General features: G+C 67.2%; 14 protein-coding genes. 3 read left to right on the top strand and 11 right to left on the bottom strand.

Annotated elements, in window-relative coordinates:
* Nucleotides 1-6: 6 nt before the first annotated feature.
* Nucleotides 7-2,064, bottom strand: coding sequence for a GWxTD domain-containing protein (locus ABJF88_15020; GenBank protein MEP0548246.1), 2,058 nt, complete (start codon nt 2,062-2,064; stop codon nt 7-9).
* A gap of 227 nt (nt 2,065-2,291) precedes the next feature.
* Here ABJF88_15020 and ABJF88_15025 point away from each other — a divergent pair, with 227 nt between their 5' ends.
* Nucleotides 2,292-3,416 carry a hypothetical protein gene (locus ABJF88_15025; protein ID MEP0548247.1) on the top strand — a complete coding sequence of 375 codons (1,125 nt, stop codon included), beginning with the start codon at nt 2,292-2,294 and terminating at the stop codon, nt 3,414-3,416.
* Nucleotides 3,417-3,439: 23 nt separating this feature from the next.
* Here the strand turns inward: ABJF88_15025 and tyrS are convergent, their stop codons facing one another.
* The 9 genes from tyrS to ABJF88_15070 form a co-directional block, all read right to left on the bottom strand.
* The gene (gene tyrS / locus ABJF88_15030) at nt 3,440-4,651 is read right to left on the bottom strand and encodes a tyrosine--tRNA ligase (GenBank protein MEP0548248.1); all 1,212 of its coding nucleotides are present in this window, start codon (nt 4,649-4,651) and stop codon (nt 3,440-3,442) included.
* Between the two features lie 200 nt (nt 4,652-4,851).
* Nucleotides 4,852-5,304 carry an SsrA-binding protein SmpB gene (gene smpB, locus ABJF88_15035; protein MEP0548249.1) on the bottom strand — a complete coding sequence of 151 codons (453 nt, stop codon included), beginning with the start codon at nt 5,302-5,304 and terminating at the stop codon, nt 4,852-4,854.
* Between the two features lie 56 nt (nt 5,305-5,360).
* Nucleotides 5,361-6,101, bottom strand: a complete 741-nt coding sequence (locus ABJF88_15040; protein MEP0548250.1) for an MqnA/MqnD/SBP family protein — start codon at nt 6,099-6,101, stop codon at nt 5,361-5,363.
* 36 nt (nt 6,102-6,137) lie between these two features.
* Nucleotides 6,138-6,527, bottom strand: a complete 390-nt coding sequence (gene rplS / locus ABJF88_15045) for a 50S ribosomal protein L19 (protein MEP0548251.1) — start codon at nt 6,525-6,527, stop codon at nt 6,138-6,140.
* A gap of 57 nt (nt 6,528-6,584) precedes the next feature.
* A complete protein-coding gene (gene trmD / locus ABJF88_15050; GenBank protein MEP0548252.1) occupies nt 6,585-7,277 on the bottom strand; it encodes a tRNA (guanosine(37)-N1)-methyltransferase TrmD in 693 nt (230 codons plus the stop codon).
* A 60-nt stretch (nt 7,278-7,337) separates the two neighbouring features.
* Entirely contained in the window at nt 7,338-7,877 is a 540-nt protein-coding gene (rimM, locus tag ABJF88_15055) for a ribosome maturation factor RimM (protein ID MEP0548253.1), read from the bottom strand.
* 11 nt (nt 7,878-7,888) lie between these two features.
* The gene (gene rpsP / locus ABJF88_15060; GenBank protein ID MEP0548254.1) at nt 7,889-8,842 is read right to left on the bottom strand and encodes a 30S ribosomal protein S16; all 954 of its coding nucleotides are present in this window, start codon (nt 8,840-8,842) and stop codon (nt 7,889-7,891) included.
* Nucleotides 8,843-8,891: 49 nt separating this feature from the next.
* A complete protein-coding gene (gene ffh, locus ABJF88_15065) occupies nt 8,892-10,253 on the bottom strand; it encodes a signal recognition particle protein (GenBank protein MEP0548255.1) in 1,362 nt (453 codons plus the stop codon).
* Between the two features lie 306 nt (nt 10,254-10,559).
* Nucleotides 10,560-11,753, bottom strand: coding sequence for a T9SS type A sorting domain-containing protein (locus ABJF88_15070; protein MEP0548256.1), 1,194 nt, complete (start codon nt 11,751-11,753; stop codon nt 10,560-10,562).
* A gap of 297 nt (nt 11,754-12,050) precedes the next feature.
* Between ABJF88_15070 and ABJF88_15075 the strand changes: the two genes are divergently transcribed.
* Nucleotides 12,051-13,340 carry a tryptophan 2,3-dioxygenase family protein gene (locus tag ABJF88_15075; protein ID MEP0548257.1) on the top strand — a complete coding sequence of 430 codons (1,290 nt, stop codon included), beginning with the start codon at nt 12,051-12,053 and terminating at the stop codon, nt 13,338-13,340.
* Here the strand turns inward: ABJF88_15075 and ABJF88_15080 are convergent, their stop codons facing one another.
* Nucleotides 13,341-13,712 carry a carboxymuconolactone decarboxylase family protein gene (locus ABJF88_15080; GenBank protein ID MEP0548258.1) on the bottom strand — a complete coding sequence of 124 codons (372 nt, stop codon included), beginning with the start codon at nt 13,710-13,712 and terminating at the stop codon, nt 13,341-13,343.
* Nucleotides 13,713-13,786: 74 nt separating this feature from the next.
* On the opposite strand from ABJF88_15080, the gene ABJF88_15085 reads away from it, so the two are divergent.
* Nucleotides 13,787-14,389 carry a 5-formyltetrahydrofolate cyclo-ligase gene (locus ABJF88_15085; protein ID MEP0548259.1) on the top strand — a complete coding sequence of 201 codons (603 nt, stop codon included), beginning with the start codon at nt 13,787-13,789 and terminating at the stop codon, nt 14,387-14,389.
* The last annotated feature ends 17 nt before the right edge of the window (nt 14,390-14,406 follow it).

Consider the following 14,406-nt stretch of genomic DNA (forward strand, 5'->3'; position numbering starts at 1 on the left):
CTGCCGCTATTCAAGAAACAGTTCGGCGCTCCGGATTAGTGCCTCGCCGGTGACGCGGTCACGGAGGCGGAGTGTGAGGACGTAGGGGCCGGGCGCCTGCCGGCTCGCGTCGAGCACGACGTACTCGCTGAGGTCGGGGCCACGCGCGCTCCCCTCGAACTCGACGGCGACGCCGCGCTCGCGGCTTCCGAAGAGGTCCCGTGCCCAGCGTGCGAGCCCCGTCGCCGTCTCCTTCGGTCGGAGGGCGACCTCGACGGCGTAGCGGTTGAACCCGTCGTCGGCCGGAGCGAGGGCGTACCCTTCGAGGTAGAGAAAGATCGGCTGGTCTGTGGCGAACACGCCCCACGGCGCGGGCTCGATGTGATAGCCATTCCGCATCGTCCCGCCCGTCGCTATTCCGTCCGCCTCTTCGATGGCGTAGGCGAGGAGGAGGTCGCTGGCGCTGAACCCGCCGGCCGCGTAATCGGGCAGCACGAGCGGTTCGCGGCGGAACCCGAGCGGCCCATCCGCGCCCTGCTCGAACTCGACCGCGAGTTCGTACGCACCGGGCGCGGCCTGCAACGCGACGCCGCCAGTCCACAGCCGCGTGTCGTCGAACGTCCGCACGTCCGCCGAGCGAATCGTCCCGTCCGCGCGGCGGCGCTCGGCGACGATCCGGCCGTCGGCGTCGAGGAGGAACGCCCCGCTGCGGAGGCCCGCGCGCGTCCCCTCCTGTTCGACCGGCACGCCGTAGCGGACGAGCACGTCGACGCCGCCGCGCTCGCCTCGGAATGTGGTGGCGAGGAACGGGAAGCCGACGCGGGCGGGCGGCGCGTAGTCGAACCGCTCGGGCGTCCGGTTCATCAGGCTGCGCGCGCGCGTGACCTCGTCCTCGCCCTTCGCCGAGCTCCAGAACTCGTAGTCGCCGCCGCGAAAGGCGTCTTCGAAGAGGAGCGTGAAGTCGTCGTAGACCCAGCGGTTATACCGACTAAAGTCGCGGGCGACGACGTCATTGCTGAGCCACGTGACTTCGGTGCGCGGCAGCCCGTAGCGGACGGCAACTTCGCCTTTCGTAGACTCCCAGCCGCGCCGCCCGGTTTGCGTGTCGGCAAAGAGGAGGTCGGCGAGGGCGAGGCGGGCGATGTGCTCCAGCTTCCGCTCGTTCTGCGGCGTGAGGAGGCGCGGGTCGTTGCGCTGCCAGAACCGGCGCGTGACCGTAGCGGAATCGGCGGCGAAGGCTTCGGCCTCGTCCCGGTCGAGGAGCAGGGCGACGCTCTCGAACGCACGGCGTTGCGCGTCCGGCATCGCCGCGAGGGCGCGAGCAAACGTCGTGTCGGCTTCGGTGACCTGTCTGGTTCGGTAGAGTCCAAGCCCGAGGAAGAGGTCGGCGTCGGGGTCGGTGGGGCGGGCGGCTTTCATGGCGCGGGCCGCGTCGAGCAGGCCGGCGTCATCGCGGGCGGCGGCATGCGTGCGGAGGCGGAGGCGGTGCGCCGCGGCACGGTCGGGCTCGGTAGCGAGAGCGTGGGCGAGGTGGTCGCGGCTGCGGCGGAGGGCGCGGTTGGCGGCCCCGCTCATCCCCCGCTCGGCGTCGGTGTCCCACCCGCCGCGCCGGTCGGCGAGGCTGCGGCGCCAGTCGAACTCGAGGAAGTAGGCGAGCGCGCGCTCCTCGTGGGCCGGCGCGCTCGTCGAGTCGAGCGCGAGGATGCGGCGGGCGAGTGTCGCGCGGCGGCTGTCGGCCATGCTGAACGCCCGCTCCTCGGACAGCTCGTGCTGGAGCTGGCGGAGCCGGGTTTCGAGATAGCGCGGGTTCTGCGGATCGGCGGCGACGGCGCGCTCGGCGTGGCGGCGGGCGAGGCGCTCGTCGTGCAGCGGCCCGTCGAGGTAAAGCAGCGCCAGCAGGTGGTTCGCCTCGCCGTTCCGACGGTCCCGCGCGACCACATCATTCAGCAGGGCGGCGGCTTCGTCGAACGCGCCTTCTTGGTACGCGGCGACGGCTTCGGCCAGCGGCCCGTCCGCCCCGCCCCGTGGCTGCGCGAGGGCGGCCACGGGCGTCAGCACCGCGAGGATGAGGAGGCAGCAGCGCATGGGCGGACGGTGGAGGTCGGGATAGTATACGATCCCCCGCTTCGCGCCCGATGTCAAGCCACCCGTCCCGAACGGTCGCACGGCGACGCAGAAGTGCACGCAGCGGTGCCCCAGTGGTTCGTACTGTTTCCTTCGACTGCTCTGCATCGGACCTCCTCTTCAGAATGGTTACTTTGATGCCTGCCGCGGCGGCACCTTGATTGCCGCCTCCGCCTCTTGCACTGCGTATGCTCTCCCGGTCTCTCGCCGCACTCTCCCTTCTGCTTCTCGGCACCGCAGCGCTTGCGCAGCCCTGGTCGGCCGGCGTGGATGTGTTCGCCCCTGTGCAGCCAGCGTTGCCTCTGGCCCGAGGTATCGACACGGAGCATTCGCGCACCTACGCCTTCGCCGCTCGCGTCGGGCGGAAGCTGACGCCGCAGATTTCGGTCGGAGGGTCGGCTGGATACCGCTACAGCGAGTCGCTCAATACTCTATTTGCAGATCCGAACCTACTCATTGAGGACAAGCTGACGACGCTGAGCGCAGGTCCGTTCGTGCGCTACGAGCGCCCACTCGGGCCTCTGGCCGGTATCGGTGAGTTCGCCATCGACGGTGGCCTCCTCCTCCTCGGCGGCAAAACACAGGGGCTGGGCTTTCACGAGGCCACGCAGAATTATACAGGCTTCGCTCTGGCCGCGACACCCCGCCTCGGCTTGGCGTATGCGCCTGCAGGCCGATTCCGCCTGGAACTCCTCGCCGGCTATCGGTTCGGGTATGCCTCCATTGGGACGATGATCGGGGAGGAAGAAGAGCCATGCACGGTGACCCCCGACTACTGCGGTCCAAGGTTCGACTGGCGCCGCGTGGATCACGCAGGCACGTACGGCGGACTCGACGTCTCGCTGGGTGTCCGCTACGCGTGGCACCCTCCGCGCCCGCGTGAAGCGTCCTCGCCTGTCGTGCCGGGCCGTCACGCATTCTACGCCGAAGCCGGGGGGTCGGGCATCTTCTACTCGCTCAACTACGAGCACGACCTCGGCGGCGCGCCGGGCGGCCTCCACGTACGCATCGGGGGATCGGTCCTGCCCCCCTTCCCCGGCAGCGATGGCGGTTTCGCGCTCGGAACCGTGGCACTCGGTGCGGTCCCGTCCGGTGAAGTCCGACGGTTCGTTCCCGAGATAAGCGCGGGCCTAGTAGCCGTCACGAGCGACAGCGAGGTCGTCCCGACCGTTTCCGCCGGATTTCGGCTCGTGCGCCCGCGCTGGTTTGCGCGCTTCGTCGTCACGGCGTTCCAGCCGAAGGATCGCCGTGACTATGCCACCGGGCGGGAGACGCTCTTCCTCCCCGGAGTCAGCGTCGGCGTGCCCCTCTGAATCACGTCGCGCGGGCCGAAACGCTACGCCCGCACGACCCGCGCGAACCGCCGCTTGCCGACCTTCAGCACGAGCGGTGCGCTCGTGAGGTCCACGTCGAAGAACGGGTCCGTCACCTTCTCGTCGTCGAGCGACACGGCGTTCTGCTGCACGAACCGCCGTGCCTCCCCGTTCGAGCTTGCGAACCCGGCCTGCCGGACGAGGTCGACGATGCCAATCGTGTCGCCTTCCACCGCGAGGTCTTCGATGTCGTCGGGCACGCCGCCCTGGATCACCGTCTGCTCGAAGTGGCGGCGGGCGGCAGCGGCGGCCTCGGCTCCGTGGTACATCCGCACGATCGCGAGCGCGAGGTCGTGCTTGGCGTCGCGCGGGTTCTCCTCGGCGAACCGCTTCAGCTCGGGCAGCCTCTCCGTCGGGACGTCTGTGGCGAGCTCGAAGTAGCGGTAGATCAGCTCGTCGGGGATCGAAAGCGTCTTGCCGTACATCTCCCCCGGCGGCTCAGCGATGCCGATGTAGTTGTCGAGCGACTTCGACATCTTCTCGACGCCGTCGGTGCCTTCGAGGATCGGCATCGTGAGGCAGACCTGCGGCTCCTGCCCCGCCGCGCTCTGGATGTCGCGCCCGACGAGGAGGTTGAACGTCTGGTCCGTCCCGCCCAACTCCACGTCGGCTTTCAACTCCACGGAGTCCTGCGCCTGCGCGAGCGGGTAGAGGAACTCGTGGACCGCGATCGGCTCGCCCGCTTTGTAGCGGTTCTCGAACTCGTCGCGCTCCAGCATCCGCGCGACGGTGTAGCCCGAGGCGAGCTTGATGACGTCGGCGAACGACATCTGCCCGAGCCAGTCGCCGTTGTAGCGGATCGTGGTCCGGTCGGGGTCGAGGATTTTCGAGGCCTGCTCGAAGTAGCTCCGCCCGTTCTCGCGCGTCTCTTCGAGCGTCAGCGCGGGCCGCGTCTTCGACTTCCCGCTCGGGTCGCCGATCATCGCCGTGAAGTCGCCGACGATGAGGACGACGCGGTGGCCGAGGTCTTGGAACTGCCGCATCTTGCGGAGCACGACGGCGTGGCCGAGGTGGAGATCCGGCCGGCTCGGGTCGCAGCCGAGCTTGACCGTGAGCGGCTCGCCGGTCTTTTCGGCCCGCTTCAGCTTCTCGACGAGGGCGTCCTCGGGGATGATCTGCGCCGTGCCGCGCCGGATCTGCGCGAGTTGCTCGTCGAGGGGGGGAAACGTACTCATGTAGAACGTGAGGTGGGCTGCTGCGGAGGAAGAGAAGGAGTGAGGTGCTCGGCCAGTCATCCCGAGCTTGTCGAGGGATCTCTCGTGAGCAAACGGTTCAGCACCAAAGATCCTTCGACTCTGCTACGCTTCGCTCAGGATGACAGAGAACAAGCGAGCAAACATCCCTTCACGCGGAAAGGGCGTCCTGTGCGAGGTTGCTATTCTTTCATGATCCGGTCGAGGCGGCGCTTCGTGTCGCGCTCGGCGATGTCGCGGCGTTTGTCGTGGAGCTTCTTCCCGCGCGCGAGGGCGATCTCGACCTTTGCCCAGCCCTGCTTGAAGTAGATCTTGAGCGGGACGATCGTGAGCCCTTTCTGCTCGATCCCCTTCTTGAACTTCTCGATCTCGCGCTTGTGGAGGAGCAGCCGGCGCGGCCGTGTCGCCTCGTGGTTGGCGTAGCCGCCGTGCTCGTAGGGCGCGATGTGGCAGCCCATGAGACGGAGCCCGTCGCTGTCGACGGAGCAGAACGCCTCTTGCAGGTTGACCTTCCCCGCCCGCAGCGACTTCACCTCCGTCCCCTGCAGTTCGATCCCGGCCTCGACGCGGTCGAGCAACTCGTACTCGTGCCGCGCGCGGCGATTCGTGATAACGACTTTGACGTTCTCGGCCATGGAGACGGGGTTGGCTGGGCGAACAGAGTGGAAGCGAAGGGTCGGGACCTCCCGCCTCACTCTTCCTCGTCCGGTGGCTGGAGGACGACGAACGGAATCGCGGGCAGGTCGTCGAGCGCGCGATGATAGAACAGTTGGTTCACCCACTCGTCGAGGCCGGCGTGGGCGTAGGCCGCGAGCGTGACGCCGCCGATCTCGTGCGTGGTGCCGAGGTCGTCGGGCGGATGGAGCCGGAGCGCTTCGTCGCGGAGGCGGTTCGCCTCGTCCGGCGTGACGGTGCCGACGGGCGCAGCGAGGAGCGCCCATACCATCGGCCGCGTCGTCATCTCGAACCACTCCTGTCCGAGGTCGAGCACGAGCCCTTCGCCCGGCGGCTCGGTTCCGACGCTCAGCACGGCATCGAGATCGGCGGGCAGGTCCTCTCCCGCTTGCAGCGGGACGAAGCTCGGCGTGGCGTCGTACAGCTCTTTCAGCACAACCTGCGCGAGGAGGGCTTCCTGCGCGAAGTGCGGGTCGATCCCGACGCGCTGAATCCGGTCGAGCCGTCCGAGCACGCGGAGCCGGACCGAGGCGTAGACGTGCCCGACCAGCCCGATGCCGGGGACGACCGAGAACGCATCGGGGTCGCGGAGGACGGCCAGCGTCGGGACGAACGCGAGGTCGGCGTGGCCGGCCCGGAGCAGGCGTTCGGCCGCGTAGAGCGGCACCGGCTCCCAACTCTCGACGGGCGACGCGCCCTCGGCCCACTGCTGGGCGAGGGCGCGCGCGACGTCGACATCGGGAACGGCAAGGCGCATGACAGAACGAGTTCAGCGACTGGCGGGCAGGACGGGTTACTTCTTCTTCGTCTTCGTCTTCGCCGTGGAGCCGGTGTCGCGCATCTTCTCCTGGATGCGGGCGGCCTTGCCGCGGAGGCCGCGGAGGTAGTAGAGCTTGGCGCGGCGGACGCGGCCCTCGCGGACGACCTCGATCTTCGCCAGCTTGGGCGAGTAGAGCGGGAAGATGCGCTCGACGCCGATGCCGTTCGACACCTTGCGGACGGTGAACGTCTTCGTGGTGCTGTGGCCGCCGCGCGCGATGACGACGCCCTGGAACTGCTGGATGCGCTCCTTGTCGCCTTCGATGACGCGGACGTGCACGTTGACCGTGTCGCCGGGTTTGAAGTCCGGGATGTCGTCCCGGTACTGCGTGGCCTCGACGAGGTCCATCAGTTCGTTTGCCATGGGGATATTGTTTTCAGGGTGGGAGCGTGGTCGGGAGTCCATCCCTCGCACGCGGGGCTAATCAAGTAAGTCGGGGCGGCGTTCTTTCGTACGGCGGAGGCGCTGCTCCTCGCGCCACTCGTGGATCCGGTCGTGGTCGCCGGAGAGCAGGACGTCGGGGACGTGCTGCCCCCGGAACTCGGCCGGGCGGGTGTAGACCGGCGCGTCGAGGAGCCCGTCCTGGAACGAGTCCGAGAGCGCCGACTGCGCATCGCCGAGCACGCCGGGCAGGAGCCGGACGAGCGCGTCGGTGAGCACGAGCGCGGGGAGTTCGCCGCCCGAGAGCACGTAGTCTCCGATCGAGATCTCCCGCGTGACGAGGGTGTCGCGCACGCGCTGGTCGATGCCTTTGTAGTGGCCGGCGATCAGCAGGAGCCGCTTCCGCATCGACAGTTCGTTCGCGAGCGGCTGGTCGAAGACCTCGCCGTCGGGGCTGAGGTAGATCACCTCCTCCACCTCACTATCACCGTCTTCCGCCCACTGGGCCCGAATCGCCTCAATGCAGGCGAAGAGCGGGCCGGGCGTGAGCACCATCCCGCCACCGCCGCCGAAGGGGTAGGCGTCGATCTTCCGGTGCTTGTCCTCCGTGTAGTCGCGGAGGTCGTGCACGCGGATATCGACGAGCCCTTTCTGCTGGGCGCGCTGGATGATCGATTGATCCAGCGGCCCGGCGACGAGGTCGGGGAGCGCGGTGACGATGTCGATACGCATCAAAGAACAGGGTCGGGTCGGGGGTCGAGGGTCGGGGGTCCCGAATCCACCTCCAGCCCATCAGTCAAGCAATCCTTCGGGCGGGGCGATCGTGATCTGCCCCGCGTCGAGGTTTATGTCGGTGACGATGGCGTCCACGTCGGGCACGAGCGCATCGGGGCGGCCGGGGCGCTTGACGAGCAAGAGGCGTTGCGCCCCGCCCGTCAGCACGTCCTGCACCGTCCCCACGTCCTCGCCGTCCTCGGTCACGACGCCGAGCCCGATGAGATCGTGGAGGAACACCTCGCCCTCCGCGAGCGCCGGGAGGTCCGACTCGACGGCGAAGACGCTCAGCCCGCGGAGGGCGTCGGCGGCTTCGCGGTCGGGGACACCGGCGAACGTCACGAGCGCGACGGTCCCCCGCTTCGTCGTCTGAAACCGAATGCCTTCGACGGTGCGCGCGCGGGCACGCTCCGGCGACGGCCCGAGGAACAACGACTCGAGGTCGGCGAGGCGCCCCGGGTCGTCCGTCTCCGGGATCACCTTCAGCTCGCCGCGCACGCCGTGGGGAGGCCCACAGGTGCCGACGAGGATGAGGCTATCGGGTTCAACCGGGTTCACGGGAGGCAGGGTTACGCGGACTTCTCTTCGGACGCGTCGGAGGCTTCGTCGGCATCTTCGACCGTACCGACGGCCTCGGGCGACGTGGCCTCCTCGCGCATCGCCTCATCGGTCGCGTCGGCGGCCTCAGCGACGGTGGCCTCGCCACCCTCCGCTTCGACTTCCTCGACGACGGCCTGATCGGCGGCGGCTTCGGGCGCGGACTCCGGCACATCGTCGGCCGAGGCCTCGATGGTTTCGTCAGCGGTCTCTTCCGCAGCGGCTTCGGCGGACTCGGGCGCAGCGACATCGGCGGCACCTTCGGCGAGGCCTTCGACGGGCTCGCCGGTCGGGACCGCGTCGGCCGAGACTTCGGTGCCGGCGGGGACGTTGTCCTCCTGGTTGAGCTCGTCGCCCTTGTTGGCCTCGGCGTCCTGGGCGGCGGCGAGTTCGGCTTTGGCTTCGGCCTCTTTCTTGGCGCGGATGGCCTCGGCCTCTTCGCGCTGCAGCTTCTCGTGCTCCGCCTTCTGCTTGGCGAGTTCTGCCTCGCGCTCCTTCTCCTCCTCAGCGCGCTTCTTAGCCTCCTCGGCCGCGACCTTGCGCTCGGCTTCGAGCGACTGCTGGCGGCGGGCGGCGGCGGTCATCTTGAGCGACTCGCCCTTCGCCTCGCGCGCGGCGAGGAACTCGGAGACGGCCTGCTGGATCTCGTCCTCCGACTTGCCCTTGCGGAGCATGTGGAGCTGGAGCATCACGCCCTGCTTCGACAGCAGGTTGCGGACGGTGTCAGACGGCTGGGCGCCCTGCTGGAGCCAGTAGAGGATGCGGTCCTCTTTGAGCGAGACCTGGGCGGGCTCGTTGATGGGCTCGTAGCGGCCGAGGTCTTCGATGAAGCGGCCGTCGCGAGGGCTGCGGCCGTCGGCGGCAACCAGGGCGAAGATCGGGCGCTTCTTCCGGCCGAGCCGGCGCAGGCGGAGTTTGACTGCCATGGGGTTGGGGTCTGGGTTGGGGGTAAAAGGGAGTTCGTCTTACGGGGAGCTAGCGTCCGCCGAGGCTGCCGAGCACGTTTCCGATGTCGGCCGGGCGGCCCTTCTTGGCGAGCTTGCTCATCGTCTTCATCATCTTCTTCATCTCGCGGAACTGCTTGAGGAGCTGGTTCACGTCCTGCACCTCGACGCCGGAGCCGCGGGCGATCCGTTGACGGCGGCTGCCGTTGATCACGTTCGGGTTCTCACGCTCCTCCACCGTCATCGACTGGATCATCGCCTCGATGTGCTTGAATGCGTCGTCCTCCACGTCGAGGTCCTTGATCTGCTTGCCGACGCCGGGGATCATGCCGAGGAGGTCCTTCATCGACCCCATCTTCTTGATCCGCTGGAGCTGGGTGTAGAAGTCTTCGAGGTTGAAGTCCTGGCTCGTGATCTTGCGCTGGAGCTTCTCGGCCTCGTCCTCGTCGAACTGCTCCTGCGCCTTCTCGACGAATGACACGATGTCGCCCATCCCGAGAATCCGCTGGGCCATCCGGTCCGGGTAGAACTCGGTGAGCGCGTCGAGCTTCTCGCCCATCGAGGCGAACTTGATCGGCTTCTGGACGACGGTGCGGATCGAGAGCGCCGCGCCGCCGCGCGTGTCGCCGTCGAGCTTCGTGAGGACGATGCCGTCCACGTCGAGCCGCTCGTTGAACGCCTTCGCCGTGTTGACCGCGTCCTGCCCCGTCATCGAGTCGACGACGAAGAGCACTTCGTCAGGCTCGGTCGCAGACTTGATGTCGACGACCTCCTGCATCATCTCCTCGTCGACGTGGAGGCGACCGGCCGTGTCGATGATGACGGTGTCGCGGCCGAGGCGGCGGGCCTCTTTCACGGCCTCGTCGGCGACGCGGACGGCGTCCTTCAGCGGCGCGCCGTCGTCGCCGCGGAGGCTGTAGACGGGGACGTTGATCTGCTTCGCGAGCGTCTCGAGCTGGTCGACGGCGGCGGGCCGGTAGACATCGGCAGCGGCGAGGAGCGGGCTTTTGCCCTTGCTCTTGAGGTGCCGCGCAAGCTTGGCGACGAACGTCGTCTTGCCCGAGCCCTGGAGCCCGGCGACGAGGATGACGGTCGGCGGCCGCTTCGCCTTGTTGAGATCGACGTGGACGTCGCCGAGGAGGAAGACGAGCTCGTCGTAGAGGATTTTGACGAACTGCTGGCCGGGGGAGACGGCGGTGAGCACCGACTCATTCGTGGCCTGCTCCTTCACGCGGTCCGTGAAGTCGCGGGCGACCTGGTAGTTCACATCGGCGTCGAGGAGCGCGCGGCGGACCTCGCGCATCGTCTCGGCGATGTTGAGCTCGTTGATCCGTCCCTGCCCTTTAACGTTCTTGAGGGCGACGTCGAGCTTGTCAGAAAGGCTTTCGAACATGGGAGCGCAGTGGGGAATGGAATCGGAGTCGCGCGGCGCTAGAGGAGCGAACCGGCGCGGTGTCGAGGGCGGAGCAGCGAAGCGGGCCCGGCGCTCGTGTTGAGCGCGGCCCTGCGGAAACCGCCAGCGTTAACGGGTGGCATCCGGCTGCCGTACCCCAGACGGGTTCCGAACTGGGCAGCCCCAAAGATAAGGCACCTCCCCCCGGATACCGTGCAGATGAGGCGAAGAACCCTTTGCCACAACGCACGACGGCGACCGCACACGCTGCGGTCGCCGTCTCACGATCGAGAAGGGTATAGACGCCTACTTCACCACGACGATGCGTTGTGTCGTCACCTGTCGCTCCGTGCGGAGTTGGATGACGTACACCCCAGCGGGTAGATCGCGAAGGTCCCAGCCCATCGCGTGCGCACCCGCGCTCACGGTGCGCTCCGGCTCCCCAGCGACGCGGCGCCCCGTCACATCGAACGCCGACCACGTAATTGTGCCGGCCTGCTCCAGTTCGAACCCGAGCGTCGCCGCGCTCACTGCGGGGTTGGGGTAGACAGAGAAAGCCAAGGCTGACGGCGCCACTTCCTGCTCGCTTGCCGTGGTGCCCCGGTACTCGAACAGGGTACGGACTACGTTGACCCACTCTGCGTCAATGAAAGCCTGCTGGATAGTCGTAATTCGATTCCCGTTCGCATCGTGTGAGTAGAAAAGCCTATAAGCACCTACCCACGTCGCTCCATTCCAAACCTGACCGAGCAAGTTCGAGAGCAGCCCAGCCTCGTAGTTTCCCGTCTCCCGCCATGCGTTGGACCACGCTGTGCCATTCCACCTCTCGCTCCGCAACTCTTGCAGTACGCCTGCTTCACTGTAAGCATAGAAATAACGTTCGTCGTCGTCCCACATGGCGCCATCCCACACCTGATAAACGGCGAACGTGCGCCTACCATCGTCATCGACCGAGAACACGAGCCGGACGGAGTTAATCCACTCCGATCCAGACCACACCTGTGCTAGACGCTCAGTGAGGTGCTGATCTGCGTACGAATACGAGACTCGGGAAACATCTCTCCATTCGCCCTCCTCTCGCCACTCCCGAATCTCTTCAACGAGTTGCCCCTCAGCATAGCTAAAGTTCGCTCGGCGCATATCTACCCACAGCGAGTTGTTGAACTCCTGATTGATCATCTGCGCCTGTACGCCGTCATAGTAGGTGTACAGGTTCCGCGCTTCGTCCTCCCAAACATCCCCATTCCAAGCCTGGAACACTTGGCGATCCAAGAGAGCTTCTTCGGAGCGCACGCCACGTTCGGCAAGGTCTGCGAAGAGTTGTAGCCTGAAAGCGTCGTCATGTGGCGAGGTCTCAACAAGAGCGCGCGCTTCATTACCTAATTGACTAATGGAGACGCCATCCTGTCCACTTAGGATGACGGAGGGACTGAGGACTTGCGCAAGTGCGGGGGACGCAGTAACCGTACAAGCGGCTAGCGCCAAGATGAGCGTTCGCATGGGATGGGGAGGCTAGATGTGCTAACGATTATTTTGTTTAAAAACGACTTGCCACGTAGCGGACCTAGTAGGGTTGATAGAGCCACAGGCGACGTTACAAGTATAGGCGTTACGGTCAGCTATGGATTGAAATAATCGCCAAAGTAGCGACCAAATAATCGTTATACAATTATCATTCCTCATTGCTACTGATGAGGACATCGACACGACAACGTGGCTTAGTCTGTACTCCTTTCCTTCTCCGCTGCTTCAAAGACCTCACTCCCCCTCGTCTTACCTTGCCGAGAAAATGCACTCATGACCGATCGTCCATCGCTGAACTCGGATCACGACTCGCCGTGGTGGGACTTCGCTATCGACCCCACCGTGCGCGACGATGTCGAGGCTCGTCGTCTCACCGACGCCGACGGAATGCCCCTCGTAAACGCCCCCGACGACGAAGGGCGGCTCGGCATCGACTACCCGGGGTATCTCGGGCTCGACCTGCTCCTGGGCGCTCAAGTCCCAGCGTCGCGCGTACCGGACGAGCGCGTGTTCATCATCACGCACCAGCTCTTCGAACTCGTCTTCAAGCAGATGATCTTCGACCTCGGTGTCGTCGCCCGCACGATGCAGGCGCTCCTCGACGCCGGCGACGACGAGCTCCGCGAGCGCGCCCTCGAACCGCTCCCGGATGACCTCGGCCCGTCGGCGTTCTGGCGGCCTGCGATGACGGCGGCCGGGCGCCTCCGCCACGCGGCTCGGCGCGTGCTCCCCGCCATCATGACGTTCATGGGCCGGAGCGAGACCGACGACGTCTTGTTCTCCACACTCGAATACGAGCGGTTCCGCGACTTCCTCGCCCCGGCTAGCGGATTTCAGACGGCGCAACTCCGACTCATCCAACGCGCCCTCGGCAAGAATCCGATCCTGCGCGTGCACGTCTTCCCGGGCGATGTCTTCGGCCGCCATTACACGGGGTGCCCGGTCGGTCATGTCTCGCTCGGCGACCCGCTCGTGCTGCGCTCCGGACACAGCCGTGCGTTTCCCGCCGAAGGCGCTCCGGCCCAGGCCGTCGCAGAACTCGACCGGACCGCCCACGCGGTCCTCGCCCGCCTCGCCCCCCTGGCCGAAGGGCTCTCGGCTGCGCCCTCGATCCGCACGATGCACGGAGAAGATGTGACGCGCGCCGTTTCCCGCCTCCGCGCCACGTTGGGGGAAGTGGACGGGGCCGAAGCCACCGTCATCCAGTTCCGTGGAGAGATGGAATCGGCGGCGCGGGAGGAGAACGAGCGCCGGGCTGGGCTCGGGGACGCGCGACGCGGGGCGCAGGCGCTCCACGCCCGCCATCGCCGGAGTTGCCTCGCGTTTGTCCTCGACCGGATCTCGGCGACCGACGCCGCACTCCACGCGCCCGACGGAGACAGCTTCCTCACCGTCCACCGCAAAACCGTCCGCCGCCACGTCGCGGGCGATGGCGGGACGGGCGGCGGCGGGATGCCCTACCTCGTCACGAGCCAGCGCTTCCTCCTCCCCCTCTTCCCCGCGCTCGTCGCCTACACCGACCTCGGCACGGCCGGGACCGATGAGGACGGCGACCGCTGGTAGCTACGCCTCGCGCGCCCGCAACGCATCAATCGTGTCGACGGCGTGGCGGAGGTGCGGGATCACGATGCTCCCGCCGACGACGAGCGCGACGTTCAGCGCGTCGTCGAGTTCTTCGTCGGTGAACCCGGCGTCAACGCACTGGATCAGGTGGTAGTCGATGCAGTCGTTGCAGCGGAGCACGGCGCTGGCGACGAGGCCGAGCAACTCCTTCGTCTTGCCGTCGAGCGCGCCGTCGCGGTAGGCCGCGCCGTCGAGCGCGAAGAAACGTTTGATGCCGAGGTGGGTCTTCTCCTCGAGGATGCGGGCGTTCATCCGCGTGCGGTAGGCCTCGAAAGCGTCGAGGCGGTCGGAAGCGTTCGTGTCGTGAGCCATGAGAATCGGTCGGGTGAATGGGAAGAGTCAGGCCGTATTCTGCTATCCCTCCCGTCCCGTTCCGCACAGCGCGCGTGAAAACTCCGGCCCCCCCGATTTCCAAAGAGCGACTGCGCGAGCGCTTCCGCGCCGCCCGCCTCGCGCTCTCCCCCGACGAAGCCGCCGCGCACAGCGCCGCGATCTGCGAGCGCCTCGCCGCGCTGCCCGAAGTCCGAGCGGCCCGCGTCGTTCACGTGTACTGGCCGCTCCTCGACCGGCGCGAGGTAGACACCCGCCCGCTCATCCGTCGGCTCGCGGCATCGGGAACGTGCGTCGTCCTCCCCACCGTCGCTGCTTTCGACGGAACGCCGACGTTGGGACACGTCGCCTTCGAAAGCGAGGATCGGATGCGGCCGAACCGGTGGGGCATCCCCGAACCGTACGACACCGCCGCCGTCAATCCCGCCGAACTAGACGCCGTCATCGTCCCGGCGTTCGGGGCGGGGCGCGACGGGCACCGGATCGGGCACGGGCGCGGGTACTACGACGCCTTCCTCGCTGCCGTCGATGCTCCCGCCATCGGCGCGGTCTACGCTACCTGCCTCGTCGACGCCGTGCCCGCGGAGTCGCACGACGTGGCGCTCGACGTGATCGTGACGGAGCGCGAGGCGTGGCGCCCCGCCCTGCCCCGCCGCTGACCGCGAGCGCAACATCA

Source organism: Rhodothermales bacterium (assembly GCA_039944855.1).
Classification (GTDB): Bacteria; Bacteroidota; Rhodothermia; order Rhodothermales; family JANQRZ01; genus JBBSMX01.

What these genes read in the sequence shown, in the direction of transcription:
- rpsP (MEP0548254.1), bottom strand. Translation starts at nt 8,842, where the DNA reads ATGGCAGTCAAACTCCGCCTGCGCCGGCTCGGCCGGAAGAAGCGCCCG.
- ABJF88_15070 (MEP0548256.1), bottom strand. Translation starts at nt 11,753, where the DNA reads ATGCGAACGCTCATCTTGGCGCTAGCCGCTTGTACGGTTACTGCGTCC.
- ABJF88_15075 (MEP0548257.1), top strand. Translation starts at nt 12,051, where the DNA reads ATGACCGATCGTCCATCGCTGAACTCGGATCACGACTCGCCGTGGTGG.
- ABJF88_15080 (MEP0548258.1), bottom strand. Translation starts at nt 13,712, where the DNA reads ATGGCTCACGACACGAACGCTTCCGACCGCCTCGACGCTTTCGAGGCC.
- ABJF88_15040 (MEP0548250.1), bottom strand. Translation starts at nt 6,101, where the DNA reads ATGCGCCTTGCCGTTCCCGATGTCGACGTCGCGCGCGCCCTCGCCCAG.
- ffh (MEP0548255.1), bottom strand. Translation starts at nt 10,253, where the DNA reads ATGTTCGAAAGCCTTTCTGACAAGCTCGACGTCGCCCTCAAGAACGTT.
- tyrS (MEP0548248.1), bottom strand. Translation starts at nt 4,651, where the DNA reads ATGAGTACGTTTCCCCCCCTCGACGAGCAACTCGCGCAGATCCGGCGC.
- smpB (MEP0548249.1), bottom strand. Translation starts at nt 5,304, where the DNA reads ATGGCCGAGAACGTCAAAGTCGTTATCACGAATCGCCGCGCGCGGCAC.
- rplS (MEP0548251.1), bottom strand. Translation starts at nt 6,527, where the DNA reads ATGGCAAACGAACTGATGGACCTCGTCGAGGCCACGCAGTACCGGGAC.
- ABJF88_15025 (MEP0548247.1), top strand. Translation starts at nt 2,292, where the DNA reads ATGCTCTCCCGGTCTCTCGCCGCACTCTCCCTTCTGCTTCTCGGCACC.
- ABJF88_15020 (MEP0548246.1), bottom strand. Translation starts at nt 2,064, where the DNA reads ATGCGCTGCTGCCTCCTCATCCTCGCGGTGCTGACGCCCGTGGCCGCC.
- trmD (MEP0548252.1), bottom strand. Translation starts at nt 7,277, where the DNA reads ATGCGTATCGACATCGTCACCGCGCTCCCCGACCTCGTCGCCGGGCCG.